This is a genomic window from Pseudacidovorax intermedius (assembly GCF_003350475.1).
Taxonomy (GTDB): Bacteria; Pseudomonadota; Gammaproteobacteria; order Burkholderiales; family Burkholderiaceae_C; genus Xenophilus; species Xenophilus intermedius.
Map to the genome: position 1 here is coordinate 253,416 of NZ_QQAV01000001.1, position 24,318 is coordinate 277,733.

Annotated in this window: 25 protein-coding genes; 13 read left to right on the forward strand and 12 right to left on the reverse strand. The window is 71.2% G+C overall.

Translation table 11 applies throughout. The features are described from left to right. Positions 1-13 precede the first annotated feature (13 nt). The 4 genes from DFR41_RS01185 (at position 14) to DFR41_RS01200 (ending at position 4,216) form a co-directional block, all read left to right on the forward strand. On the forward strand, positions 14-1,294 hold the full coding sequence (locus DFR41_RS01185) for an ABC transporter substrate-binding protein (RefSeq protein WP_114801404.1): 1,281 nt from the start codon (positions 14-16) through the stop codon (positions 1,292-1,294). 262 nt (positions 1,295-1,556) lie between these two features. Continuing rightward, complete coding sequence (locus DFR41_RS01190) at positions 1,557-2,474, forward strand: ABC transporter permease (RefSeq protein WP_114801405.1); 918 nt, start codon at positions 1,557-1,559, stop codon at positions 2,472-2,474. A 123-nt stretch (positions 2,475-2,597) separates the two neighbouring features. Then, positions 2,598-3,491, forward strand: a complete 894-nt coding sequence (locus DFR41_RS01195; RefSeq protein WP_017758480.1) for an ABC transporter permease — start codon at positions 2,598-2,600, stop codon at positions 3,489-3,491. Next, positions 3,488-4,216: a GntR family transcriptional regulator gene (locus DFR41_RS01200; protein WP_043114341.1), complete on the forward strand. Its 729-nt coding sequence runs from the start codon at positions 3,488-3,490 to the stop codon at positions 4,214-4,216. Before DFR41_RS01195 ends, DFR41_RS01200 begins: the two co-directional genes overlap by 4 nt. Positions 4,217-4,307: 91 nt before the next feature. Here the strand turns inward: DFR41_RS01200 and DFR41_RS01205 are convergent, their stop codons facing one another. Further along, positions 4,308-4,796 carry a DUF2127 domain-containing protein gene (locus DFR41_RS01205; RefSeq protein ID WP_114801406.1) on the reverse strand — a complete coding sequence of 163 codons (489 nt, stop codon included), beginning with the start codon at positions 4,794-4,796 and terminating at the stop codon, positions 4,308-4,310. Between the two features lie 54 nt (positions 4,797-4,850). Continuing rightward, entirely contained in the window at positions 4,851-5,471 is a 621-nt protein-coding gene (locus tag DFR41_RS01210) for a glutathione S-transferase family protein (protein ID WP_114802135.1), read from the reverse strand. A gap of 133 nt (positions 5,472-5,604) precedes the next feature. Between DFR41_RS01210 and DFR41_RS01215 the strand changes: the two genes are divergently transcribed. Next, positions 5,605-6,501: a LysR substrate-binding domain-containing protein gene (locus tag DFR41_RS01215; RefSeq protein WP_017759492.1), complete on the forward strand. Its 897-nt coding sequence runs from the start codon at positions 5,605-5,607 to the stop codon at positions 6,499-6,501. A gap of 67 nt (positions 6,502-6,568) precedes the next feature. Here the strand turns inward: DFR41_RS01215 and DFR41_RS01220 are convergent, their stop codons facing one another. The 4 genes from DFR41_RS01220 to DFR41_RS01235 form a co-directional block, all read right to left on the reverse strand. Further along, positions 6,569-7,870 (reverse strand): FIST signal transduction protein, encoded by a 1,302-nt coding sequence (locus tag DFR41_RS01220; protein ID WP_114801407.1) that lies wholly within the window; start codon positions 7,868-7,870, stop codon positions 6,569-6,571. Continuing rightward, complete coding sequence (locus DFR41_RS01225) at positions 7,867-8,691, reverse strand: PhaM family polyhydroxyalkanoate granule multifunctional regulatory protein (RefSeq protein WP_114801408.1); 825 nt, start codon at positions 8,689-8,691, stop codon at positions 7,867-7,869. Before DFR41_RS01225 ends, DFR41_RS01220 begins: the two co-directional genes overlap by 4 nt. Positions 8,692-8,928: 237 nt before the next feature. After that, positions 8,929-9,453 (reverse strand): TspO/MBR family protein, encoded by a 525-nt coding sequence (locus DFR41_RS01230; protein WP_114801409.1) that lies wholly within the window; start codon positions 9,451-9,453, stop codon positions 8,929-8,931. A gap of 90 nt (positions 9,454-9,543) precedes the next feature. Continuing rightward, positions 9,544-10,602 (reverse strand): fumarylacetoacetate hydrolase family protein, encoded by a 1,059-nt coding sequence (locus DFR41_RS01235; RefSeq protein ID WP_114801410.1) that lies wholly within the window; start codon positions 10,600-10,602, stop codon positions 9,544-9,546. Positions 10,603-10,774: 172 nt separating this feature from the next. On the opposite strand from DFR41_RS01235, the gene DFR41_RS01240 reads away from it, so the two are divergent. Together DFR41_RS01240 and DFR41_RS01245 are read left to right on the forward strand one after the other, a co-directional pair. Further along, positions 10,775-11,956: a DUF3108 domain-containing protein gene (locus DFR41_RS01240; RefSeq protein WP_114801411.1), complete on the forward strand. Its 1,182-nt coding sequence runs from the start codon at positions 10,775-10,777 to the stop codon at positions 11,954-11,956. A gap of 176 nt (positions 11,957-12,132) precedes the next feature. Beyond that, on the forward strand, positions 12,133-12,408 hold the full coding sequence (locus tag DFR41_RS01245) for a BTH_I0359 family protein (RefSeq protein ID WP_043117185.1): 276 nt from the start codon (positions 12,133-12,135) through the stop codon (positions 12,406-12,408). A gap of 92 nt (positions 12,409-12,500) precedes the next feature. On the opposite strand, the gene DFR41_RS01250 is transcribed toward DFR41_RS01245, so the two are convergent. Continuing rightward, a complete protein-coding gene (locus tag DFR41_RS01250; RefSeq protein ID WP_114801412.1) occupies positions 12,501-13,589 on the reverse strand; it encodes an AbrB family transcriptional regulator in 1,089 nt (362 codons plus the stop codon). Between the two features lie 84 nt (positions 13,590-13,673). Here DFR41_RS01250 and DFR41_RS01255 point away from each other — a divergent pair, with 84 nt between their 5' ends. After that, positions 13,674-14,528 (forward strand): ChaN family lipoprotein, encoded by an 855-nt coding sequence (locus DFR41_RS01255; RefSeq protein ID WP_170159296.1) that lies wholly within the window; start codon positions 13,674-13,676, stop codon positions 14,526-14,528. Positions 14,529-14,549: 21 nt separating this feature from the next. Here the strand turns inward: DFR41_RS01255 and DFR41_RS01260 are convergent, their stop codons facing one another. The 3 genes from DFR41_RS01260 to DFR41_RS01270 form a co-directional block, all read right to left on the reverse strand. Further along, a complete protein-coding gene (locus tag DFR41_RS01260) occupies positions 14,550-15,326 on the reverse strand; it encodes a citryl-CoA lyase (protein WP_114801413.1) in 777 nt (258 codons plus the stop codon). Positions 15,327-15,345: 19 nt separating this feature from the next. Further along, positions 15,346-16,860 (reverse strand): class I adenylate-forming enzyme family protein, encoded by a 1,515-nt coding sequence (locus DFR41_RS01265; protein WP_114801414.1) that lies wholly within the window; start codon positions 16,858-16,860, stop codon positions 15,346-15,348. A 73-nt stretch (positions 16,861-16,933) separates the two neighbouring features. Beyond that, positions 16,934-17,971 (reverse strand): Bug family tripartite tricarboxylate transporter substrate binding protein, encoded by a 1,038-nt coding sequence (locus DFR41_RS01270; protein ID WP_114802137.1) that lies wholly within the window; start codon positions 17,969-17,971, stop codon positions 16,934-16,936. Positions 17,972-18,067: 96 nt separating this feature from the next. Here DFR41_RS01270 and DFR41_RS01275 point away from each other — a divergent pair, with 96 nt between their 5' ends. The 5 genes from DFR41_RS01275 (at position 18,068) to DFR41_RS01295 (ending at position 22,391) form a co-directional block, all read left to right on the forward strand. Next, on the forward strand, positions 18,068-18,874 hold the full coding sequence (locus DFR41_RS01275) for an IclR family transcriptional regulator (RefSeq protein WP_114802138.1): 807 nt from the start codon (positions 18,068-18,070) through the stop codon (positions 18,872-18,874). Between the two features lie 67 nt (positions 18,875-18,941). After that, a complete protein-coding gene (purU, locus tag DFR41_RS01280; RefSeq protein WP_114801415.1) occupies positions 18,942-19,787 on the forward strand; it encodes a formyltetrahydrofolate deformylase in 846 nt (281 codons plus the stop codon). A 17-nt stretch (positions 19,788-19,804) separates the two neighbouring features. After that, positions 19,805-21,307, forward strand: coding sequence for an FAD-linked oxidase C-terminal domain-containing protein (locus tag DFR41_RS01285; RefSeq protein ID WP_114801416.1), 1,503 nt, complete (start codon positions 19,805-19,807; stop codon positions 21,305-21,307). Next, positions 21,307-21,663 (forward strand): CidA/LrgA family protein, encoded by a 357-nt coding sequence (locus DFR41_RS01290; RefSeq protein WP_114801417.1) that lies wholly within the window; start codon positions 21,307-21,309, stop codon positions 21,661-21,663. Before DFR41_RS01285 ends, DFR41_RS01290 begins: the two co-directional genes overlap by 1 nt. Then, entirely contained in the window at positions 21,663-22,391 is a 729-nt protein-coding gene (locus DFR41_RS01295; RefSeq protein ID WP_114801418.1) for an LrgB family protein, read from the forward strand. The genes DFR41_RS01290 and DFR41_RS01295 overlap by 1 nt, the downstream gene beginning before the upstream one ends. A gap of 141 nt (positions 22,392-22,532) precedes the next feature. Here the strand turns inward: DFR41_RS01295 and DFR41_RS01300 are convergent, their stop codons facing one another. Together DFR41_RS01300 and DFR41_RS01305 are read right to left on the reverse strand one after the other, a co-directional pair. Continuing rightward, complete coding sequence (locus DFR41_RS01300; RefSeq protein ID WP_017757069.1) at positions 22,533-22,919, reverse strand: YXWGXW repeat-containing protein; 387 nt, start codon at positions 22,917-22,919, stop codon at positions 22,533-22,535. Positions 22,920-23,053: 134 nt separating this feature from the next. Next, positions 23,054-24,292, reverse strand: a complete 1,239-nt coding sequence (locus tag DFR41_RS01305; RefSeq protein WP_114801419.1) for an SGNH/GDSL hydrolase family protein — start codon at positions 24,290-24,292, stop codon at positions 23,054-23,056. Positions 24,293-24,318 lie beyond the last annotated feature (26 nt).

A 24,318-nucleotide genomic window follows, 5' to 3' on the forward strand; every position in this document is an offset into this window, starting at 1 on the left:
GAAGGAGTCCTCGATGTCCGACACGCTCGATCCCCGCACCCCCGGCCTTTCGCGCCGCAGCCTGCTGCAAGGCGGCGCCGGCATGGCCGGCATCCTGGCCACGGGCGCGGCGCCCTTCGTCCATGCGCAGGAGAAGATGGTTCTGCGCTACCTGGGCACCGCGGTGAACCAGGACAAGGCCATCGCCGAGAAGTTCAAGGCCGACACCGGCATCGAGATCCAGTACGTGGCCGTGACCACCGACGACGTGACCAAGCGCGCCGTCACCGCCCCCAACAGCTTCGACCTGATCGACACCGAGTTCTTCTCCCTCAAGAAGATCGTGCCCACCGGCAATCTGAAGGGCATCGACGTCAAGCGCGTGAAGAACGCCGACAAGATCACCTCGCTCTTCACCAAGGGCGAAGTCGCCGGCAAGGCCGTGGGCGACCAGGGCACGGCGCCCAAGAAGGTGATCTTCCTCGAAGGCGAGAAGAGCAAGGTCTTCGCCAAGGCGCCCACGCAGTGGATGACGCTGATCCCCACCACCTACAACGCCGACACGCTGGGCATCCGCCCCGACCTGATCAAGCGCCCCATCGAGAGCTGGGCCGAGCTGCTCAACCCCGAGTTCAAGGGCAAGGCCGCGATCCTGAACATCCCGTCCATCGGCATCATGGACGCGGCGATGGTGGTGGAGGCCAAGGGCATCCACAAGTACAAGGACAAGGGCAACATGAGCAAGGCCGAGATCGACCTGACGATCAAGACGCTCATCGAGGCCAAGAAGGCCGGCCAGTTCCGCGCGCTGTGGAAGGACTTCAACGAGTCGGTCAACCTGATGGCCTCGGGCGAGGTTGTGATCCAGTCGATGTGGAGCCCCGCCGTGACGGCCGTGCGCAGCAAGGGCATCGACTGCGTGTTCCAGCCGCTCAAGGAAGGCTATCGCGCCTGGGCCTCGGGCTTCGGCCTGCCGGCCACGCTGTCGGGCAAGAAGCTCGACGCCGCCTACGAGTTCATCAACTGGTTCCTCGACGGCTGGGCCGGCGCCTACCTCAACCGCCAGGGCTACTACAGCGCCGTGCTGGAGACGGCCAAGGCCAAGATGGAGCCCTACGAATGGGCCTACTGGATGGAAGGCAAGCCGGCCACGCAGGACATCAAGAGCCCGCAGGGCGTGGTGATCGCCAAGGCGGGCAGCGTGCGCGACGGCGGCAGCTACGAGCAGCGCATGGGCGGCATCGCATGCTGGAACGCCGTGATGGACGAGAACGAATACATGGTCCGGAAATGGAACGAATTCGTGGCCGCCTGACGGCAGTCACGAATTCGACCCCCAGGCTGCGCTTCGCTCCGCCTACCCCCTACAAGGGGGCGCACCCAGCGGCCCGGCAAAGCCGGTTCCGCGGGTGCTCCCGCAGCGGCTCGCTGCGCTTGCCGGGGTGATCGCTCTTGTGGGTTGGAGCGGGCGCGTTGGGGTCATGCTGCCTTCGGCTCGCTTCGCTTTGCTTTGGCTGCTTTGACGCCACCCTGCTTCAACTTCCGCGCTTCGGCGCCTCTCCTCATCCCTGACTGCCATGAGTGCTCCCGCATCCAGCGTCCATGCCTCCGCGCCGATGGAGGGCGGGGTCAAGCCCTGGTGGCAGGCGGCGCCGTTCGCGCTGGTGTTCCTGCTGTTCTTCGTGGTGCCGCTGGGGCTGATCGGCATGGTCAGCCTGTGGGACTTCAACGAGTACGAGCTGATTCCCGCCGTCTCGCTGCGCAACTACCTCGCGATCTTCGAGGGCTGCTCGCACCTGACGGACAACGGCGATCTCTGCGTGACGCTTTCGACGTATCTGTCGACCTTCAAGTTCTGCCTGCTGGTGTGGGCGATCACGCTGCTGCTGGGCTTTGCGGTGGCGTACTTCCTGGCCTTCCATGTGCGCTCGCCGGGCATGCAGACGCTGCTGTTCGTGCTGTGCACGGTGCCCTTCTGGACCAGCAACGTGATCCGCATGATCTCGTGGGTGCCGCTGCTGGGGCGCAACGGCCTGGTCAACCAGACGCTGATGGGCCTGGGGCTGGTGCACGAGCCGGTGGAATGGCTGCTGTTCTCCGACTTCTCGGTAGTGCTCGCCTTCGTGCACCTCTACACCATGTTCATGATCGTGCCCATCTTCAACAGCATGATGCGCATCGACCGCAGCCTGCTGGAAGCGGCCGACGACTGCGGCGCGTCCGGATGGCAGACGCTGTGGAACGTGATCGTGCCGCTGTCGCGCACCGGCATCCTGATCGGCTCCATCTTCGTCATCACCATCGTCATGGGCGACTTCGTCACCATCGGCGTGATGGGCGGCCAGCAGATCGCCTCGGTGGGCAAGATCATCCAGGTGCAGACCAGCTACCTGCAGTTCCCGCTGGCAGCGGCCAACGCGGTGATCCTGCTCGCGGTGGTGCTGATGATCATCTGGGGCCTCACGCGCGTGGTCGACATCCGGAAAGAGTTGTGACCCACCCCCGTGGCGCCTTCGGCGCCTCCCCCTCAAGGGGGCGGCACCCGCGGCCCGGCGGAGCCGGTTCCGCGGTGCCACCCGCGAAGACAGGCGATGCGAGAAAGACAGGAGTGATTTTTTATGCAGGCTCGGGTTTCTGAGGCGCGCGCGCCGGGCTTCTGGCCGCTGGCGGCGGTGTTCGTGCTGTTCGTGCTGTTCCTGTACGGGCCGATGTTCACCATCTTCGTGCTGTCCTTCCAGGGGCCGGAGGGTGGGCTCACTTTTCCGATGCGGGGGGTGTCGCTGCACTGGTTCCGGCAACTGGCCGAGGGGCTGGGCACGGTGGACATCGGGGCGGCCTTCCGGCGCTCGCTGGCGCTGGGCACGGCGGTGATGGCGCTGACGGTGGGGCTGTCGGTGCTGGCGGGGCTGGCCTTCCGCAAGCGGCTGGCGGGTGGGGGCGCGCTCTTCTACGTGAGCATCGCCAGCCTGATCATGCCGTCCATCATCGTGTCGCTGGGCATCGGCCTGCAGTTCCGGCTGATCGACACCGGCCTCAAGTCGGCGCTCGGCGCGCTGGGCGCGGACGGCATGCTCGAAAATTACGGCACTGCGCTCGGCCTGTTCACCTCGGCCCTGGGCGCCCACCTCACCTGGACGCTGCCTTTCGGCCTGCTCATCATGTTCGCCGTGTTCAACCGCTTCAATCCCGCCTACGAGGAGGCCGCCCGCGACCTGGGCGCCACGCCGTGGCAGAGCTTCCGCCACGTGGTGCTGCCACTGATCGGTCCCTCCATCGTCGGCATCGGCATGTTCGGCTTCACGCTGAGCTGGGACGAGATCGCCCGCACCTCGCAGGCCATCGGCGACGTCAACACCCTGCCGCTGGAGCTGCAGGGCCTGACCTCCACCGTCACCACGCCGGCCATCTATGCGCTGGGCACGGTCACCACCGTGGTGTCGCTGGGCGTGATGGGCCTCACCGTGGGCCTGGCGCTGCTGCTGCGCCGCCGCCAGACGCCGGGCCGCCGATGACATCGGACGACAGTAGCCCTGCCGCCGCGACCACGGCGCTGACCGAGGCGCAGATGTACGAGCGCATCGTCTCGGCCATCCTCGACCACAAGCTGCCGCCGGGCACCAAGCTGGTGGAAGACAAGCTGGCCAGCGCCTTCGGCGTCTCGCGCACCCGCATCCGGCCGGTGCTGGTGCGTCTGGCCAACGAGCAGGTGGTCACGCTCACGCCCAACCGCGGCGCCACCATCGCCGAACCCACGCAGGAAGAGGCGCGCGAGGTCTTCGGCGCGCGGCGGCTGATCGAGCCGACGCTGGTCGAGCTGTTCGTGGCCCGCGCCAGCGACGCCGATGTGCAGCGCCTGCGCGCCTCTGCCGAGGCCGAGGAGACGGCCCGCACCAGCGGCGACATGCGCCGCGCGATCCGGCTGGCGGGCGACTTCCACCTGGCCATCGCCGAGCGCTCGGGCAACCAGACGCTGGGCCGCATCCTGCGCGAGCTGATCTCGCGCACCTCGCTGATCCTGATGACCTACAGCTCGGCCCATGCCGACGAGCGCGAGGAGGCCACGGCCTGCGGCTGCCGCGAGCACCGGGCGCTGATCGACGCCATCCGCCTGCGCGACGCGCCGGAGGCGGCAAGGCGCATGCACGAGCACCTGACGCGGCTGGAGTCGCAGCTGGCCTTCGATTCGCGGCCGGAGACGGCCGGCGACCTGGCGCGGCTGCTGGGCGTGGTGGGCTGAGACGGCCCGGCGACCCTTCGCAGGACCTGTGCCGGGTTGGTCGAAGGGTGGGTGCCCAGGCTTCGGCAGGCTCAGCCCGAACGGTGGCGCATCAATTGACGCGCAGTGGGAGGCCCGGCGCGGCCGCACGCCGGCGCAGCCACAGCGCCCGCACCATGACGCCCACCACCGTCAGGTTGGCGGCCAGCGTGACCACGTCCAGCCAGTGCATGTGGCGCACCAGCGCCAGCACCTCGAAGGGCAGGTAGATGGCTCCGCTGAGAGCGCCGAGCCACTCGGCCCAGGCCCGCTCGCGGAACAGGCCGTAGGCCTCGGTGAAGCGCACCAGCGCATAGGCCGCCGCCCCCGCCGACAGCAGCGCCAGCCGGCCGTCCTGCAGATGAGCCGCGAAGTCGATGAAGACCTGCGGCTCGTGCGCGGCGGGGTTGAGGTGCAGGTGATGCACCAGGTGCTCGGCCACCGTGCGCAGGTCTTTGTGCAGCAGCAGGAGCAACCCCGAAGCCGCAGCGACGGCGAGCACGCCCTTGAAGGCTTCGATGAGGGCGACCAGCCGGATGGCGCGGGCGGAGCGGGAATGCATCGCGGGATGATCGCACGGCCCGCCGACGCCGCCGGGTCAGCGCGGCCGGCTCTTTCAGGCGTGCGGCCAGCGCACGAAGGCGGGCAGCGCCTCGGCCTCGGCCGAGAAGGCCGCCTGCATCGGAAAGTCCGCTGGCGCCAGCACGCCCGGCAGCAACTGCTGCGTGAAGTGCCAGCTGACCGCAATGGCGATGCCGGCATGACCGATGGCCCCGGCGCGGGCGCCGCCGGGCACGGGCGCGCGGCGCATCTCGGCCTCCAGCAGCTGCCAGGCCGTGCGCATCTGGCCCGTCACGCGCTCCGACCAGGGCGCATGTTGCCGCTCGGCCGGGCGCAGCTCGCTCTCGTAGACAGCCTGCACCGCCTTTTCGCAAGCGGCCAGGGCCAGGCCGGTCAGGCGCAGCGCCCGCACGCGGCCAGCGGCATCGGCCGGCCACAGGCTGCGGCCCGGGGCAGCGATCTGCTCCGCGTGCATCAGGATCAGCGTCGAATCCATCAGCGCCTGGCCGTCCTCCAGCACCAGCGTGGGCGCCTTCACCACCGGGTTGTGGCGGCGGAATTCGTCCATCTGCCGGAAGACCGAGAGGGGCTTCGATTCGAAGGGCAGGCCCAGCAGTTCCAGGGCGATGGCGGTGCGCCGGACGTAGGGCGAGTCCAGCATGCCGATCAGTTGCATCATTTCAGTTCCACTTCAGCGAGTCAGGCGGGCATCAGTGCCGCGCCTTTCAATCTACCCTCCGACAGAGCCAGGCACCATCGACTTGTTCTGCGCCAATCCGTTAGTTCTTCTTCAACGACCCCCGCCTTCCATGAGCGACCTGCCGCCCCTGCAAGCCCTGCGATGCTTCGAGGCCGTGGCCCGGCTGGGCAGCGTCACCCGCGCGGCCGAGACGCTGCACGTCACCCATTCGGCCGTGAGCCAGCAGCTGCGGCACCTCGAATCGCTGCTGGGCCTGTCGCTGTTCGAGCGCGAGGGCCGCGGCCTGCGCCTGTCCGAGAACGGCCGGCTCTATGCGCTGCAGGTGCGCGCCGCGCTCTCGGACATCGGCGACGCCACCCGCAGCCTGCGGGTGCGTCCGCGCGAGGGCGAGCTGGTGGTGTCGGTGATCCCCTCCTTCGGCCTGCACTGGCTGCTGCCGCGGCTGCCGCGCTTTGCCGAGCGCCATCCGAATGAGCGCATCCGCCTGCAGGCCGGCCTGGATGTGCAGGACCTGCGCCAGGGCGCGGCCGACGTCGCCATCCGCATGGGCCACGGGCCGTGGGAGGGCCTGAGCCAGCAGCCGCTGTTCGAGGACGTACTGCTGATGGTGGCAGCGCCGCATTTCCGCGGCGGCCGGCTGCCGGCCACGCCGGCCGAGGTGCTGGCCTGCCCGCCGGTGCGCTCGGCCGAATCCTGGTCGAGCTGGTGCGAGGCCGTGGGCCTGCCTGAACCGCCGCCGCTCGCCGGCCTGTGGATCAACGACTCCAACCTCACGATCGAGGCCGTGCGCCTGGGTCAGGGCGTCGCGCTGGAGCGGCTGAGCATCGTCCACGGCCTGCTGCAGCGCGGCGAGCTGGTGGCGCTGACCGACGTGCGCGTGCCCTACCCCTATCCCTACTGGCTGGTGTGGCCGACCACAGGCGGACGGCGGGCGCCGCCGACGGCCTTCGGCGACTGGCTGGCGGAGGAAGTGGCGACCTACCGCGCCAGGCTGGCGGGCGGCTGAGTCCGTCCCAGCCTAATTTCGGGCGTCGCCGCACCCGCCTGGCGGAGTGCGGAAGAAGTTCAGGCCCTCAATCCGTGGGCGCGTCCGCGGTGAACACCGTCAGCACGCCGGTGTAGCCGTACAGGTGATGCCCGGCGATCTCGCCGCCGGCGAAGAAGCCGGTGAGCGGCACGTCGCCCAGCGCGTGCCGCAGGATCTGCAGCTCGGCATTGGGCGCACCGAAATGCGGGCCGCCGCGGCCCACGCAGCTGATGTAGACCGCGCCGGCGATGCGGCGCGCCGGGTGCGGCGAGGCATCGGTCTCCGACAGCGCCAGCGCCTGGGCGGTCGCCAGGCTCTGCTCCTGCGGCTCCAGGCTTTCGCGGATCTCGGCGCAGATGCGCATCAGGTCGGCCCGCGCGGCCTGGGCGTTGCGGCGGCAGAAGCTCATGCGCATGCCGGCCTCGGCCCGGTCGGCGATGGCGACGGCGCGGCGCTTGGGGTCCAGCCCGATGATGTGGCGCACCCGCGCCTGCGGGCCCAGGTCGCCGGTGATGCGTACGCCGTCGGTGCCGGCGGCCGACAGGCCCACCAGCGTGGCCCGCACGGTGTCGATGGCCTGCTGCGGGTCGCGTTCCAGCGAGATGTCCAGGTCTTCGAGCAGCACGTCCAGGGCGGGTCGGCCGTCGAGCGTGAGCAGCAGGTTCTCGTCGGCGCCGGTGATCTCGCGCTGGCGCGAGACAGGCTGGCAGCCCTGCGTGACCTGCGTGGCCAGCCCCACCTCGGGCCCGAAGGCCACACCCGACAAGCCGCCCTCGAACACGCCGCGCGTGGCGCCCTGGCCCGCCATGGTGCCGTTGCCGCCCAGCGCGAACTGCAGCGCGCCCGCACGGCCCGAGGCCAGGCCGCCGAAGAGCAGGCCGTCGTCGGTGCGGCCGGCGACCTCGGCGATCAGCTCGGGCAGCTCGGGCGTCTCCGGGTCGGCATGCACCAGCGCGCAGCGCGCGCTGAAGCCGGCATTGGGCCCGTCGCCCGGCGCATGGCCCGAAGCCGCCAGCGGTGCGACGCCCGAGAACACGCGGTACTGGTCGGCCGGCACGCCCAGCAGCATCACGCCGATGGCGGGCTCGTCGATGTACTCGGCCGCGTTGGCGACGATGCCGGCCGCCACGGCGCCGGCCCAGTCGCTCACCTCGGGCAGCTCGGCCGCCAGCAGGTCGAGGATGTCGGCCGCCTCGGCGGTGTAGTGGTCGGTGACGTAGAGCAGGCCCAGCGAGGGCGAGGATTCGTAGTCGGGCAGCGCCATCTGCGCGCGCAGTTGCGCCAGCACCAGGCCGGCGGCCATGCGCCAGTCGGGATGGGTGGCGTGGCCGGTGGGAAAGAGCTTCATCCGGTGCTCCGGTTGCCGCCGGTGCGGCGGGCGGTGGAGGCGGCCGCGGCCGGCTTCTTGCCGGGGTTGGACCGGGCGGCCGGCGCCTTCTTGCGGGCGGCGGGCTTGCGGGTCGCAGCCTTCTTCGCGGGGGGCTTGCGTGCGGTCGGCCGGCTCTTGGCAGGGGCAGTCGGCGCGGCGGGCATCGCGCCGGCCGCGGCCATCGGCATCTGCATGGCCGAGGCCTCCTTGAGGGCCTGGCTGGCGATCTGCTGGAACTGCTGGGTGAGCGAGCCCCACCATTGCAGCGGGTCGATGACGCCCGGTGCTGCGGCTGGACCTTCTGCGGCGCCGGCCTCCGATGCTGGCGCCGCAGAGGGTCCGTCCGGCTCAGGGGCCGGCGCCGTGGACGAATCCCGCTCATCGTCCGCCGTCGACGCGGGCGACGCCGCGGCAGAGGCGCTCGCCGCGGCCGCAGCAGTCGCCTCGCGAACGGCCTCGGCCGCGCGGGTCGTCGAGTCGGCGAAGGCCTGGGCCAGGTCCTCCATGCGCACGTTCATGCCGCGCAGGGTGGAGAGCGTCATGCGCTGCACCTCCAGCGCCTGGATGGTGGCCTTGAGCGCGTGGCCGTTCTGCTCCAGCCAGTACTGCACGGCCTTGAGCTCCTGGATGCGCTTGTCGATCTCCTCCACGCTGAGCGTGGGCGCGACCCAGCTCGACATGCTGCCCAGTCCAGGCATGGCGCTGGCCGTCGCGGCGCCGCCGGCCGCGAGGTTGCGCAGGAAGTCGAATCCCGGCACGAACTGGGCGAAGCTGAAGGGGGGCGGGCTGGCATCGGACATGGGGCGTCTCCTGTCGGGGCGTTCGAACGCAGATCGGTCGCGGGCCGGAGGGCTGAGCCTTGGCGGGCGCATCCCGGCGGCGGGTGAGGGGCGTGCCAGCTTACCCGAGCCAGCGGTGGCCGCGGCGTCGGCCATCGGCCCGGGTAGAGCGGACCCAGGTGCGCTCCTTGGCCCGTCATGCCCCGGCCGCTGGGAGCATCCATGCACAGGCGGCGGTCTGCGCCCTCGGCAAGCGGCTCAACCGAGCTGCGCCGGATTGAGTCGCCAGACGGTCGTCATCAGGGCACCGGCAAATCCCAGCCAGGCCATATAGGGCAGCAGCAGCGCACCCGCCAGCGCCGAACGCCGCCAGAAGGCCACCAGGTTCGCCAGTACCAGCGCCAGCAACACGACCTGCACGGCCAGCGAAGCCGCACCCAGGTGCCACACGAAGAAGAACCAGCTCCATGAGGCGTTGACCGCCAGCTGGGCCACGAACAGCCCCAGCGCGCCCGGTGCAGCCGCCCAACCACCGCGCCGCCAGACCAGCCAGGCCGAGATCGCCATCAGCGTGTAGAGCGCACTCCACACCGGTCCGAAGAGCCAAGCAGGCGGCGCCCAGTCGGGCCGTGTGAGTGCGCCGTAAAAGCCGGCCGCGTTGGCCGAGGCCAGTCCGCCCACACCGGCCGCCGCAAAACACAGCAGCAGCCAGCCGACCAGGCCCAGCACCTGGCGGCCCCGCGACGGCGTCGGTGTGTTCAGGGAAAGAGAAGTGGCGTTCATGGAAAGGACCTCCAAGGCAATGCTGGCACCGTGGCCACCATCGGCGGGTGGGACGCTGCGCTCTCCTTACGCCAGCACCGTGGCGCCGGATCAGTCGCGGCCTTCGCCCCCGGCAGGCTGCGCCTCGACGCGCGGCCGGCCCCCGTGCGGCACGACCTCCTGCTCGATGGCGCCGAAGACCGAACGGCCGTCCAGGCCCTTCATCTCGATGCGCACGGTATCGCCGAACTGCATGAAACCGGTGCGCGGGGCGCCGTCCTGCAGCGTTTCCATGCAGCGCTTCTCGGCGATGCAGGCATAGCCGCGCGGCCAGTCGAGTCGGCCCGCGGCATCTTCCACGCCCGGGTTGCTGACCGTGCCGCTGCCGACGATGCTGCCGGCGCGCACGCGGCGGGTGGCCGCCAGATGCGAGATCAGCTGGCCGAAGTGGAAGTGCATGTCCGGACCCGCCTCGCACAGCCCCACCGTGCGGCCGTTCCAGGCCACCTGCAGCGTGAGGTGCACGCGGCCTTCGCGCCAGGCCTCGCCCAGCTCGTCGGGCGTCACGGCCACGGGGCTGAAGGCGGTGGCGGGCTTGCCCTGCACGAAGCCGAAGCCCTTAGCCAGCTCGGCCGGAATCACGTGGCGCAGCGAGACGTCGTTGACCAGCATGAGCAGACGCACGCCGTCCAGTGCCTGCTCGGGCGAGGCGCCCATGCGCACGTCGCCGGTGATGACGGCGACCTCGGCCTCGAAGTCGATGCCCATGGCTTCGCTGGGCACCACGATGTCGTCGCAGGGGCCCAGCAGGTCGTCGCTGCCGCCCTGGTACATGAGCGGATCGCTGCGCAGGCTGGCCGGCATCTCGGCGCCGCGGGCGCGGCGCACCAGCTCCACATGGTTCAGGTAGGCCGAGCCATCGGCCCACTGGTAGGCGCGCGGCAACGGCGCCATGCACTGGGCTGGATCGAAGGGAAAGGCATGCCGTGCGCGTCCGCTGTTGAGCAGGTCGTACAGGTCCTGCAACTGAGGGCTCATGAAGCCCCAGTCGTCCAGCACCTGCTGCAGCCGGTGGGCGATGCCGGTGGCGTAATGGGCCTGCGTCAGGTCGCGCGAGACCACGACCAGCTGGCCGTCGCGCGAGCCGTCCTTGAGGGTGGCGAGTTTCATGGAGGCGTGAAGGGGATGCGGCGCGCGGCCGGAGGCGGGCCGCACGCGCTGACTAAACTCATCGGGATGCCGTTCCCCATCGCCGCGCCGTGTGCCTGCTGCCCACTGGCTGCGCGATCGGCGAAGGCCATCCCCCAGGACGGGGCAGTGTAGCCAGCCCCCTGTGCCGCCGATGACGCCGAGCCCCGCGCCCAACGACCTTTCCCACGCCCGCCGCACGCCCTGGCGGGCGCTGGCGCTGCTGGCCCTGGCCGTGATTGCTGTGCACGGGCTGCTGCTGGGCCTGCTGCCGCTGGGCAGCGAGCCGCCGCCCCTGCCGCTGGCCCACAGCTTCAGCACGCGCGAGATCGTGATCGCGCCCCTCACCCCCGCCGCAGCGCCACCGGCGCATGCGCGCGCCGCGCCGCATGCAGCGGCCCGGCCGCATGTGCACCGGCCGGCACCGGTGGCGGTGCCTCGCCCAGACGTCGAGCCCGCGCCACCGGTGCCGGCGCCATCCGCTGCGCCCGTTGAGGTGGCCACCGCGCCGGAGCCGGCCGCCTCGGCGCCCACGCCGCAGGCCGCGGCGTCCGCGCCCGCCGAGATGGCGTCCGACGACGCCGACAACGGCGGCGGATCTCAACGCGGCGGAATGCTGGGGTCGGGCGGCAGCGGCAGCGCCCCGTCGGGCCCGCCGTCCGGCACGCCCACGGCCGGCGCCACCGTGCCGCTGCAGTTGCCGGGCTCGGTGAAGCTGGACTTCGACGCCACCGGACAGCAGGGCATGCAGCCCATGTCGGGCGTGTTCGGCGAACTCACCTGGCTGCAGGACGGCGACCGCTACAACGCGCGGCTGTCGCTCAAGGTGCTGTTCCGCACCATCCGGGCGCAGACCAGCGAGGGCCGCATCGGCCCGCAGGGCATCGCGCCGGAGCGCTTCTCGGACCGTCGCCGCAGCGAGGTGGCCACGCATTTCGTGCGCGACACCGGCGAGATCGTCTTCAGCAGCGCCAACACCCGCGTGCCGCTGCAGCCGGGCGCGCAGGACCGCCTGAGCATCCTGATGCAGCTGACGGCCCTGGTGGGCGGCGACCCGGCGCGCTACACGACGGGTCGAACGATCAGCCTGCAGGTGGCGGGGCCGCGCGACGCCGATGTCTGGACCTTCCGCGTCGAAGGCGACGAGACCGTCGCCACGCCTTCCGGCGAGCATGCGGCGCGCCGCCTGGTGCGCCTGCCGCGTCGTGAATACGACCAGAAGATCGAGGTCTGGCTCGCCCCCGACCTCGGCTGGCTGCCCGTGCGCATCCGCCAGACCGAGGCGAATGGCGACTTCGCCGACCTGCAGCTGCGCAGCGCCGACAAGGCACAGTGAGATGCGCCGCCGCAACAGTGGCGCCCCGCAGGAAACCCTTTGCGGACGGCCCCGCGATGCGCCGCGTACATTAGGGCGGCGCATTGGCCCACACGAGATCGGCAGCTCTTGAATCTGGCGCATTGATTGCTAAATACATGACCATGTCCCTCATCGACTCTCTGAAGCACCCTGCCATGCACATGCTTTACGACTCCGACAGCTTCGTCGTCGTCCACGTGCAGCCGGAAGAGGCCAGCCGCCCCGCCGGCAGCCATCCGATGCTGTCGCGCGACGGCTTCGAGATCGTGGACAAGCGCTCCGGCAAGGAGGTCTACCTCGACGGCTCCTGGGCCGAGCTGTTCCAGCAGCAGATCGCCGCCTGGCAAGAGAACACCCCCACCCAGGAAGAGGTGGAGGACACGCTCGAAGGCTATGCCGAGCTGGCGCAGAACCCGGTGCTGATGCACTGAGGTTTGCCCTCTTCGGGCGCCGTCGGCACAGGCCGGCAGCGCCAGCGTGACAAAGGCCCGCATCGCGGGCCTTTTGCTTTCTGGCGTCCGCCTCAGCGCCGCCTGTAGAGGCGCTCGAACAGCGGCCCCGTCAGCAGCAGCACCGCCACCAGCCGGCAGACCTGGAAGGCCGTCACCACCGGCACCCCCAGCTGCAGCACCTTGGCCGTGATCGACATTTCGGCGATGCCGCCCGGCGAGGTGCCCAGCAGCAGCGTGGTCCAGCGCAGGCCGGTGGCCCAGGCCAGCACCTCGGCAAAGAGGGCACAAGCGCCGATCATGGCCAAGGTGCCGGCGGCCACCGAGGCCAGCCAGCGGGGCGCGGTGTGCACGAACTCCCGCGAGAAGCGCACACCCAGGCTCACGGCGATCACCAGCTGCGCCGCATTCGACAGCCACTGCGGCACGGCCGAGGGCGTGATGCCGTTCATCGAGATTCCCGCGGTGACCAGCAGCGGACCCAGGAACCAGGGATTGGCCCGCCCCATCCGCCGCATCAGCCACGCCCCCGCGGCCGTGGCAATCGCCATCAGCGCGAAGCCGCCCCACCGCACCTCGCGCAGCGCGGCAGGCACGCTGTCCAGCCCGTGCAGGCCCGTCCATTGCAGGCCGAAAGGAATGCTGACCGTCACGATCACCAGCCGCAGGCTGTGGGCGGCGGCCACCAGATCGGTGCGCGCACCCGCCCGTTCGGACAGCAGCGTCATCTCCGACGCGCCACCGATGGCGCCTGCAAAGTAAGTGGTGGCTCTCAGCGTGCGCGGCGGCAGCTGGGGCATGTGGCGCGCGTGAACCCGGTCCAGGCAGAGCCCGAAGCCGGTGCCCAGCGCCAACGCCCAGGCGATGGCCAGCACGATGGCCCACCACAGGCTGGCCACCAGCGCCGTCACCTCGGGCGTGAAGTACAGGCCCAGGGCCGCGCCGATGGTCCATTGCCCGCCGTTGCGCAGCGGCGCCCAGCTCGCGGTGGGCAGGCCGGCCATCGAGGCGAAGGACACGGCCAGGATGGGCCCGATCATCCAGGGCAGCGGCGTGTGCAGAAGAAGGCACAGGCCCGCGGCCGCCAGGGCCAGCAGCAGGGTGCCCAGCACGCGCAGCACGTAGGGAGGGGGGCGCCGGACAGCGGCAGCGGAAGACGGCACGGGGGCGAAGAACGGAAGAAGACGCGGAAGAAAGCGAATCGCGCGGACAGGCAGGCCGCCGCCGGCGCGCCTAGTATCCGCGGCATGCTGTCTCCCCTGCCCCTGCTCTGCCGCCGTGCGGCGCTGTCGATGGCGGCCGTGCTGGCCGCGGGCTGCGCGGGCCTGGCCGGCCCCGCGGCAGACGCGCCCGACACCCCGCTCTCCCGCCGCCTGGACGCCCTGCTGCCCGCGCAGGTGCTGATCCTCGGCGAGCAGCACGACGCCGACGCCCACCATGCGCTGGAGCGCGAGACGGTGCAACAGCTCGCTGCCCGCCAGCGCCTGGCGGCCGTCGCGCTGGAGATGGCCGACAGCGGCCGCAGCACCGCCGCGCTGCCGCCGACCGCCACCGAGGCGCAGGCCCGCGCCGCCCTGGCCTGGAACGACCGCGCCTGGCCCTGGACTGCCTACGGCCCGGTGGTGATGGCCGCCGTGGGCGCCGGCGTGCCGGTGCTCGGCGCCAACCTGCCCCGCGCCCGCATGAAGGACGCCATGGCCGACGTCTCGCTCGACGCCCAGCTGCCGCCCCCCGCCTGGCAGGCCCAGATGGCCGCGGTGCGCGAGGGCCATTGCGGTCTGCTGCCGGAATCGCAGATGCAGCCCATGACCCGCATCCAGGTCGCCCGCGACCGCGAGATGGCGCGCACCGTGGCCCAGGCCGCGCAGGCGGCAGCGCCGGGCCGGGTGGTGCTGCTGGTGACCGGTGCCGGCCATGCGGACCCGGCGCTGGGCGTGCCCCAGCACCTGCCGACCGACCTGAAGGTGCGCAGCGTGCGCATGGCCGCAGGCGGCGCGGGTGCCGACCGCCAGCGATTCGACGCCCTCTGGGCCACGCCCGCCGTGCCGCCCAGGGACTATTGCGCAGAGCTGCGCAAACCCGCCGCGCCGGCCAAACCCTGAAAACGGCGGCGCAAAGGCCGCTCAGCGGCCGCCCTCGCCCACGTAGGGAATGGCGTGCTCCACCGTGTCCCAGATGAAGCGGCCCGAGGGGCTCTGCTGCTCCTCGACGATGTGCGCCACCAGCCCGGCCGCGCGGGAGATGACCGCAAAGCCGCGCATCACGCCGGTGGGCACGCCGATCTCGCCCAGCAGCGCGGCCACTGCGCCGGTGGCGTTGATGGTGATGGGCCGGCCGGCGGCGGCATCGACGCCGGCCGAGAGCATCTCCAGCGCGCGGATGTGGCGGCCGGCCAGCTCGGGCTCGGCGCGGCCGAGTTCCAGCAGCTTGTAGGCGCGCGGGTCCACCGGCTTGTGCAGGTGGTGGCCGAAGCCGGGGACCGCGCTCTTCTGCGTCTTGTGGTGCTGGGCGATGGCGGCGGCTTCGGCCTGCGGATCCTCGGCCGCCATGATGCGGTCGAGCAGGCGCGAGCAGTTCTCCATGGTGCCCACGAAGGAGCTGCCCACGGCCAGCAGGCCGGCGCTGACGGCGCCCTGCAGGTTCTCGGGCGCGCTCATGTAGATCAGCCGCGTGGCGATTGCGCTGGGCGTGAGGCCGTGCTCCATCAGCACGATCAGCACCACGTCGGTGATGCGCATGTCCACCGGGCGCGGCGTGCGGCCGAGGATCTGCATCAGCATCACCTCGGTGAAGGTCTTCTGGCCCATCAGGTCCTGCACCAGGTCCGCGTCGCGGTAGTGCAGGCTGGTGAGGGTGTGGGTGCACAGGCGGGTGACGGGGGCGGCGTTCTTGTCGGTCATCGGTGTCTCCGTTCGAGGGTCAGGCGGTGGCGGCCAGGGCGGCGTCGCGCACGGCAGTCTTGAGCACCTTGCCCACCGGCGAGCGCGGCAGGCTGGCGTGGAAGTGGATGCGCTTGGGCGTCTGCACCGGCCCCAGGCGCTCGCGCACGAAGGCGATCAGCTCGGCCTCGCCCACGTCGGCGCCGGGGCGCAGCTGCACCGCGGCCTGCACCGTCTCGCCCCACTTGTCGTCGGGCAGGCCGAACACGGCGCATTCGTGCACGGCAGGGTGCTGGCCCAGGGCGTTCTCCACGTCCACCGGGTAGACGTTGAAGCCGCCGGTGATGACCATGTCCTTGAGCCGGTCCTTCAGGAAGAGGTAGCCGCGCTCGTCGATCAGGCCGCGGTCGCCTGTGTGCAGCCAGCCGTCCACCAGCGTCTCGTCAGTCTTCTCGGGCAGGCGCCAGTAGCCGGTCATCAGCAGGTCGCCGCGGGCCACCACCTCGCCCACCTCGCCGGGCGGCAGCAGGCGGCCGTCGGGCGCCATGATGGCCACGTCGCTGAACCAGGTGGTGCGACCGACGGCGGGCCAGTTGCGCGGGTCGTCGAAGTCCTCGGGCCGCATCACGGTGAGGATCTGGGGCGCCTCGGTCTGGCCGTAGGTGGTGCCCAGCACCGGGCCGAAGAAGTCGCGCACCTGGCGGATCTTCTCGGGCGGCATCGGCGCCCCGCCATAGATCAGGCGGCGCAGCTGGGGAAAGTCGTCGCGGCTTGCATCCGGCAGCGCCATCAGCATGTAGACGAGCGTGGGCGGCATGAAGCAGACGGTGCCGCCGCGCTCGCGGAAGGCGGTGCGCACCGCCTCGGCGCCCGCGCCCGCCAGCAGCACATGGCAGCCGCCCTGCGCCAGGATGGGCAGCAGGTAGGTCGAGGTGCCATGGGTGATGGGCGCGGCCACCACGTAGCGTTCGTGCTCGTCGAAGCCCCAGGCATGGATCTGGTTGGCGATGGTGGCCATCCACGCGCGGTAGGGCTGCATCACGCCCTTGGGCAGGCCGGTGGTGCCGCCGGTGAACTTGATGGCCTGCGTGGCGTCGGCCGGCAACGTCAGGCGCGGCGGCAGCGCGCCGGCATGGGCCTGTTCCAGGGCCTGCAGCGTGGTGGCGCTGGCGGGTGGCACCGCACCGCCCGTCAGCACGCGAGCACCCGGCGCGCCGTCCAGCAGGTCGGCATGGGCCGCGTCCAGCACCAGGATGGAGGGCTTGGTCGCGTCCACGATGCGCCGGATCTCCGGCCGCGTGCTCTTGGGATTGAGCGGCACCCACACCTTGCCGCAGGCCAATACCGCCAGCAGCGCAACGATGTGGTCCGTGCTGTTGGCCGCGCAGAGGCCGACGCGGCTCTGGGACGCCGGATCCAGGGCCATCAGGCCGGCGGCCAGGGCGGCGACACGGGCAGCGAGCGCGTCGTAGCGCACGAGGCCCTCGGGCGCATCGATGGCGATGCGCGCGGGCCAGCGCTGGGCGGCCCGCCAGAAGAAGTCGATGGGGTACATGGTCAGGAAGGAAAGCGGCCCGGTCGGGCGTGATGCAGGGCGCGGCGGCGGGGTGCGCGCGCCGCGCCTGCGCTTACTGGGCGCTGGCGCCCGAGGCCTTGACGACCTCGCGCCAGCGCTGGATCTCGGCCGCGGCGAAGGCGCGCGCCTGCTCCGGCGTGCCGCCGGCCGGCGTGGCCGCCAGGTCCTGCAGCCGCTGGCGCACGTCGGGCGCAGCCAGCACCTTGGCCAGGGCGGCATTGAGCCGGTCGATCACCAGCCGCGGCGTGCCGGCCGGCGCGGCCAGGGCGAACCAGGACTGCACGTCGAAGCCGGCGTAGCCCGCCTCGGCCAGCGTGGGCACGTCGGGCAGCTGCGGCAGGCGCTGGGCGCTGGTGACTGCGATGGCGCGCAGCTTGCCGGCCTGCACATGCGGCAGCGACGAGGGCGCGTTGTCGAACATCGAGTCGACCTGGCCGCCCATCAGGTCGGTGATGGCCGGCGCGCTGCCCTTGTAGGGCACATGCAGCATGTTGAGGCCCGACTGCATCTTGAACATCTCGCCCGACAGGTGGATGGACGAGCCGGCACCGGACGAGGCGAAGGTGAGGCCCTCCTTCGAGGACTTGGCGTAGCGCACGTAATCGGCCACCGAGCGGATCGGCAGCTTGGGATTGACCACCAGGATGTTGGGGATCTTGGCCATCAGGCCCGCCAGCTCGAAGTCCTTCACCGGGTCGTAGCCCAGCCTGGGATAGAGCGAGGCGTTGATGGTGTTGGCGATGGTGTAGACGTAGAGCGTGTAGCCGTCCGGCGCGGCGCGGGCCACGATCTCGGCGCCCAGGTTGCTGTTGGCACCGGCCCGGTTGTCCACCAGCATGGGCTGGCCCAGCTGTTCGCCCATCTTCACCGCCACCAGGCGCGCCACCACGTCGGTGGCGCCGCCAGCGGCATAGCCGACGACGAGCCGGATCGGCTTGGTCGGCCAGGCCTCCGGCTGGGCGGCGGCTGGCGCCGTCGCGCTGCCGAGCACCACGGCGCCGGCCAGGGCGGCCAAGGTGAACAGGCGGCGGCCGGCGCGCTGCGGGCGCAGGCCGGGCCAGGGCGAGGGACGGGGTGAGGATGCAGGCATGGTCGGTGTCTCCGTGATGTTCGAATGCCAGAGCCCGTCGGCGCAGCGCGCGATGCGCGGCACACTGCAGGCTTTTGGATGGGCGGATTCTTGGAGATGGCCTCCCGAAACACGAACGAAAATGTCCGGCAGCCGGACGATCTGGCCGAGGCCACGGAAGACCCCGGCAGCCGCACCCTGCGCCGCGGACTGCAGATCCTGGACGCCGTGATGGCCCGGCCCGAGGGCCTGCGCGTGGTCGACCTGTGCCGCGCCACCGGCCTGGAGCGGGCGCCGGTCTACCGGCTGCTGGCCACGCTCAAGGAAGGCGGCCATGTGGCGCAACGCGGCCGCTTCCTCTACGTGCCGGGCCCACGCTGGGGCGCGCTGCAGCCTGCGGCCCGGCAGCCCAACATGGCGGTGCAGCTGCAGCCGGTGCTCGAACGCGTGAGCCGCGCCTGCGGCGATGCGGCCTTCGCCATCGTGCGCGAGGGCGCGGCCTCGCACTGCATCGCGCGACAGGTGGGCACGCACCCGGTGCAGGTGCTGGTGATCCAGGTGGGCACGCGCCAGCCGCTGGGCGTGGGCGCGGCCGGGCTGGCCCTGCTGGCCGCCCTGCCCGATGCGCAGGTGGATGAGGTGATCGCCGCCAACGCCGCGCAGCTGCCGCGCTACGGCGGCATGACGCCCGAGCGGCTGCGGATCCTGGTGCGGGCCACGCGCGAGCGCGGCTGGTCGGTCATCGGCAACCATGCCACGCGCAACGTGCTGGCCGTGGGCATGGCGGTGCGCAACGCGCGCGGCGAGGCGGTGGCGGGCATCAGCGTCGCCTCCACGCTGGAGCGCATGCCGCGCCAGCGGCAGGAACTCATCGCCCGCAACTGCCGGGCCGCGCTGGCCGCGATGCCGCCGGGCGAGCTCTGAGCCCCGCCGACCGCGCCGCTGCGCCCGCCGACGCCCCGCTGCCGGCGCTGCGACAATCCGCCCCCTCATGAGCGCGTACATCCTGACCCTTTCCTGCCCGGACCGCCGCGGCATCGTGCATGCCGTCTCGGGCTTCCTGATGGAGCGGGGCGGCAATATCGAAGAGGCCGCCCAGTACAACGACCATGGCACGGGCCTGTTCTTCATGCGCGTGCGCTTCGCCTGCGAGGGCGTGCCCGAGGCCGAGCTGCGCAGCCAGCTGGCCTCGCTGGCCGACGGCTTCGGCATGGCCTGGAAGCTGCACGCCGCCCAGCAGCCGATGAAGACCGTGCTGCTGGTCAGCAAGGAAGGCCACTGCCTCAACGACCTGCTGTTCCGCTGGAAGAGCGGCCTGCTGCCGGTGGACATCCGCGCCATCATCAGCAACCACCGCGACTTCTACCAGCTGGCCGCCAGCTACAACGTGCCCTTCCACCACATCCCGGTGACCGCCGCCACCAAGGCCCAGGCCGAGGCCAAGCAGCTGGAGATCATCGAGGCCGAGGGCGCCGACCTGGTGGTGCTGGCGCGCTACATGCAGATCCTGTCGAACGAGATGTGCGGCAAGCTGGCCGGTCGGGCCATCAACATCCACCACAGCTTCCTGCCCAGCTTCAAGGGCGCCAAGCCCTACTACCAGGCCCACGACCGCGGCGTGAAGCTGATCGGCGCCACCGCCCACTATGTGACGGCCGACCTGGACGAAGGCCCCATCATCGAGCAGGACGTGGCCCGCGCCGACCACACCGACACCGTCGAGGACCTCACGGCCCGCGGCCGCGACACCGAGAGCCTGGTGCTGGCCCGCGCCGTCAAGTGGCACAGCGAGCACCGCGTGCTGCTCAACGGCCACCGCACGGTGATCTTCCGCTAGCCACCACCGCGACCGCCATGAACGCCCCCGCCACCCCCGCCCAGCACTCGAACTTCCAGCGCGCAGAACGACAGGCCCAGGTGGTGCGGGCCCTGGGCGCCCTGCTGCCCGCGCATGCCCTGCTGTGGCACGACGAGGACACCACGCCCTACGAATGCGACGGCCTCACCGCCTACCGCCAGCGCCCGCTGGTGGTGGCCCTGCCCGAGAACGAGGCCCAGGTGCAGGCCGTGCTGCGCACCTGCCACGGCCTGGGCGTGCCGGTGGTGGCGCGGGGCGCGGGCACCGGCCTCTCGGGCGGCGCCATGCCGCATGCCGAAGGCGTGACGCTGTCGCTGGCCCGCTTCAACGAGATCCTGAAGGTGGACCCGGTGGCCCGCACCGCCACCGTGCAGTGCGGCGTGCGCAACCTGGCCATCAGCGAGGCCGCTGCACCCTACGGCCTGTACTACGCGCCCGACCCCTCCAGCCAGATCGCCTGCACCATCGGCGGCAACGTGGCCGAGAACTCCGGCGGCGTGCACTGCCTCAAGTACGGCCTGACGCTGCACAACGTGCTGCGGGTGCGCGGCTTCCTGGCCGATGGAGAGCAGGTGGAATTCGGCGGCGAGGCGCTGGACGCGCCGGGCCTCGACCTGCTGCCGCTGATCGTCGGCAGCGAAGGCATGCTGGCCGTGACGCTCGAAGTCACCGTCAAGTTGGTGCCCAAGCCGCAGCTCGCACGCTGCATCATGGCCAGCTTCGACGACGTGCAGAAGGCCGGCGACGCGGTCGCGGCGGTGATCGCCGCCGGCATCATCCCCGCGGGGCTGGAGATGATGGACAAGCCCATGACCGCCGCCGTCGAGGACTTCGTGCAGGCCGGCTACGACCTCACGGCCGCGGCCATCCTGCTGTGCGAATCCGACGGCACGCCCGAAGAGGTCGATGAGGAGATCGGCCGCATGAGCGAGGTGCTGCGCGGCTGCGGCGCCACCGCCATCGCCGTGAGCCAGAGCGAGGAGGAGCGGCTGCGCTTCTGGAGCGGCCGCAAGAACGCCTTCCCCGCCTCGGGCCGCATCAGCCCCGACTACATGTGCCTGGACTCGACCATCCCGCGCAAGCGCCTGGCCGACATCCTGCTCGCCATCGCGGAGATGGAGAAGAAGTACGGCCTGCGCTGCTGCAACGTCTTCCATGCCGGCGACGGCAACCTGCACCCGCTGGTGCTGTTCGACGCCAACGACCCCGACGAGCTGCACCGCTGCGAGCTCTTCGGCGCCGACATCCTGGAGACCAGCGTGGCCATGGGCGGCACCGTCTCGGGCGAGCATGGCGTGGGCGTGGAAAAGCTCAGCAGCATGTGCGTGCAGTTCACCGCCGAGGAGAACGCGCAGATGTTCGCGGTGAAGGCCGCCTTCGATCCGGCCGGCCTGCTCAACCCCGGCAAGGTGATCCCGACGCTGGCGCGCTGCGCCGAATACGGCAAGCAGGTGGTGCGGGGCGGACGCCTGCCGCATCCCGAGCTGCCGCGCTTCTGATGCAGGGCTTGCGTGGCCTGGCCTGGTTGCTGGTCTTCCAGTCGCTGGGCGAGTTGATCTCCCGCGGCCTGCACCTGCCGCTGCCCGGCCCGGTGCTGGGCCTGCTGATGCTGCTGCCGGCCCTGCGTGTGGTTGCCATCCGCGAGGCAGTGGCCGTGTGCGCGCAGTTCCTGCTGTCGCATCTGTCGCTGCTGTTCGTGCCCGTGGGCGTGGGCGTGATGACGCACCTGGGGCTGTTCGCGGACTACGGGCTGCGCATCCTGCTGGTCGTCGCTCTTTCCACATGGATCGGCTTGGCGGTCACCGCACTGGTGCTACACGCCGCCCGGCCCAAGGCAGAACAGGAGAAGCGCTGATGCCCCACTTCGTCGAACTCTGGGTCTACCTCTCTGCCACGCCGCTGTTCGGCCTGACGGCCACGCTGGTGGTCTACCTGCTGGCGCAGGCCTTCTATGGCCGCATGCAAGGCGCGCCCTGGGCCAATCCGGTGCTGTGGTCGGTGGTGGTGCTGGCACTGCTGCTGACGGCGACCGGGGTGAAGTACCCGACCTATTTTTCGGGGGCGCAGTTCATCCACTTCCTGCTTGGCCCCGCCGTGGTGGCGTTGGCCTGGCCCTTGTGGGAACGCCGGGCCGAGCTGCGCGCGCGCGGTCCTCGCCTGCTGCTGGCCGCGCTGCTGGGCGGCGGCGCTGCGGGCGCATCGGCCGTGCTGCTGGCTTGGCTGTTCGGCCTGCCCAAGGATGTGGTGCTGTCGATGGCGCCCAAGTCGGTGACGGCGCCCGTGGCCATGGGCATCGCCGAGAAGATCGGCGGCGTGCCGGCGCTCTCCGCGGTCTTTGCCGTACTGACAGGCATGGTGGGTGCGCTGACCGGCAAGTACCTGTTCGACCTGCTGCGGGTGCCTGCAGCCGGCTCGGGCTGGACCGCCCGCGGCTTTGCGCTGGGCACCGCCGCGCACGGTATCGGCGCCGCGCGGGCGCTGCAGGTGAACGCCGACGCGGGTGCCTATGCCGGGCTGGCGCTCGGCCTGCAGGTGGTACTGGCTGCGCTCCTCATGCCGCTGATCTTCCGGCTCTTGGGTTGACGCCCTACCCATAGATCGCAACGTCGCGGAGCAGACGATGCAAGTGCACCCGAGGAACTGGCTTCGCCAGGCCTCCGGGTGCGCCCCCTCCAAGCCGAAGGCGCCAGGGAGGGGGAGCCGCGAAGCGGCATGGGGCTGTCGTCAATACCGATTCGGGTTGTTCGGCCGGCGGTCGTGGCGATTCGGCACGCCGTCGCCATCGCGGTCCCAACGGCCGCGGTTGTATTCCCAGCGGCCGCCGCGCTCACGCCACTCCGGCGCCCGGTAGGCGTAGCCCGGACGTGCCTTGACCCAGTGGCCCGGCGCCCAGACGTACTGGCCGCGACGGGCTTCCCAATGCCCAGGCGCCCACACGAAGCCACGGCGCGGCGGGGGCATGCGCTCGGCGCGGGGCGGCGGCGGGGGCTGGCCGATCTGCACATTGATGACCGGTTGGGCCTGGGCAGAGGCCGGTACGGCGATGGCGCCCAGCGAAAGAAGGGTGGCGGTGCCCAGGGAGAGGGCGACGGCGGTGATGCTCTTTTTCATGGGTTGCTTCCTCATGAAGTGTTGGAGCCTCGATGGTGCGCCGCGGGTGTCAACGGCACGTCAGCGCAAGGCAAATGCTTGTGTGAAGCTGTATCCCGCCCCGAGGGCGGCGCAAATGCCGAACCGCGGGGCCCTCATTCCCGCAACAGCGGTACGTCGGCCACCTGCGCCATGGCCGCCGTGCCTGCTGCGTTGGGATGCAGGTGATCGCCGCTGTCGTAACGCGCGGCAAGCCGGCGCGCATCGCTCGGGTCGCGCAGCGCGGCGTCGAAGTCGACGACGGCCACGTCCTGCCTGCCGCGGATCCAGCGGTTGACCGCCTCGCGCTTCGCCTCGTTCGCCTCACTCCAGTAGCCGGAGCCCTCGAAAGGCAGCAGCGTCCCCAGCAGCACCTTCAGGCCGCGCCCGCGGCCACGGTCGACCAATTGCTGGAGCCCGTCGATGAGCGCCTGGGCAGTGGGCGGGTTGAAGCCCGGCAGCAGCTTGCCCTGGAAGGTGCCGAAGCCGATGTCGTTGATGCCGATGAGCACCAGGACGTGCGTCGCGCCGCTCTGCTGCAGGACGTCGGCATCAAATCGCGACATGCCGCTGGGCCCGGTGAAATCCGCCAGCAGGCGGTTGCCGCCGATGCCGGCGTTGATCACGGAAACGGGCGTGCGCCCGGCGACACCCTGCAGCCGCACACCCAGGCGCTGCGGATAACGGGCCGCTTCGGCCCCACTTTCCGCGCCGGAGCCCTCGGTGATCGAATCGCCGAAGGCCACGAGGACATTGGCCGGCGTGGGCGGCTTGACGTCGAGCCCGGTGACGAACAGGTTCCACGGCTTGCGCTGGACGTCCTTCAGTTGCGCGGCGCCCGTCTGGTTGCCGGGTGCCAGCCAGGCCCCCTCCGGCGGCAGGCGATGCACCACGGTGGCGGGCACGGATTCGGCCAGCGCAAAGCTCACCACCAAGGGCTGCCCGGCGCGCACCGCCAGGGCCGCGCCGTCCGTCCAGCGCTCCTGCCCAGCCGGCACCTCGAAGGCAGCGCGGCCGCCCATGACAAGAGGCTGCACCGTGCCGGGCGACAGGTTGCCGCCACCGGTGCCCAGGGCCACGGTGGCGGCGGCGATGCGCAGTGGCCGCTGGCCGAAACGATTGGAGAAGCGCACCCGCACCTGGCTGCCATCGAGGGCCACCGTCAGCTGCTGGCGCACGGTGCCCTGCACCATCCACTTGGGTGCCGCGGGCACGCCGGGCAACTGCGGCAGTACGTCGAAGTTCTGGGGGGCGGCGGCCCAGGCCGCGGTCCACGCGGGCGCCGCATGGACGCCAAGCGCAGCCAGGCCAAAGACGAGCGCGGCGCCGACGCGGCGCCAGGGAAAGAAGGACATCGTGCAAGGTGCAGTCAACGACAGCG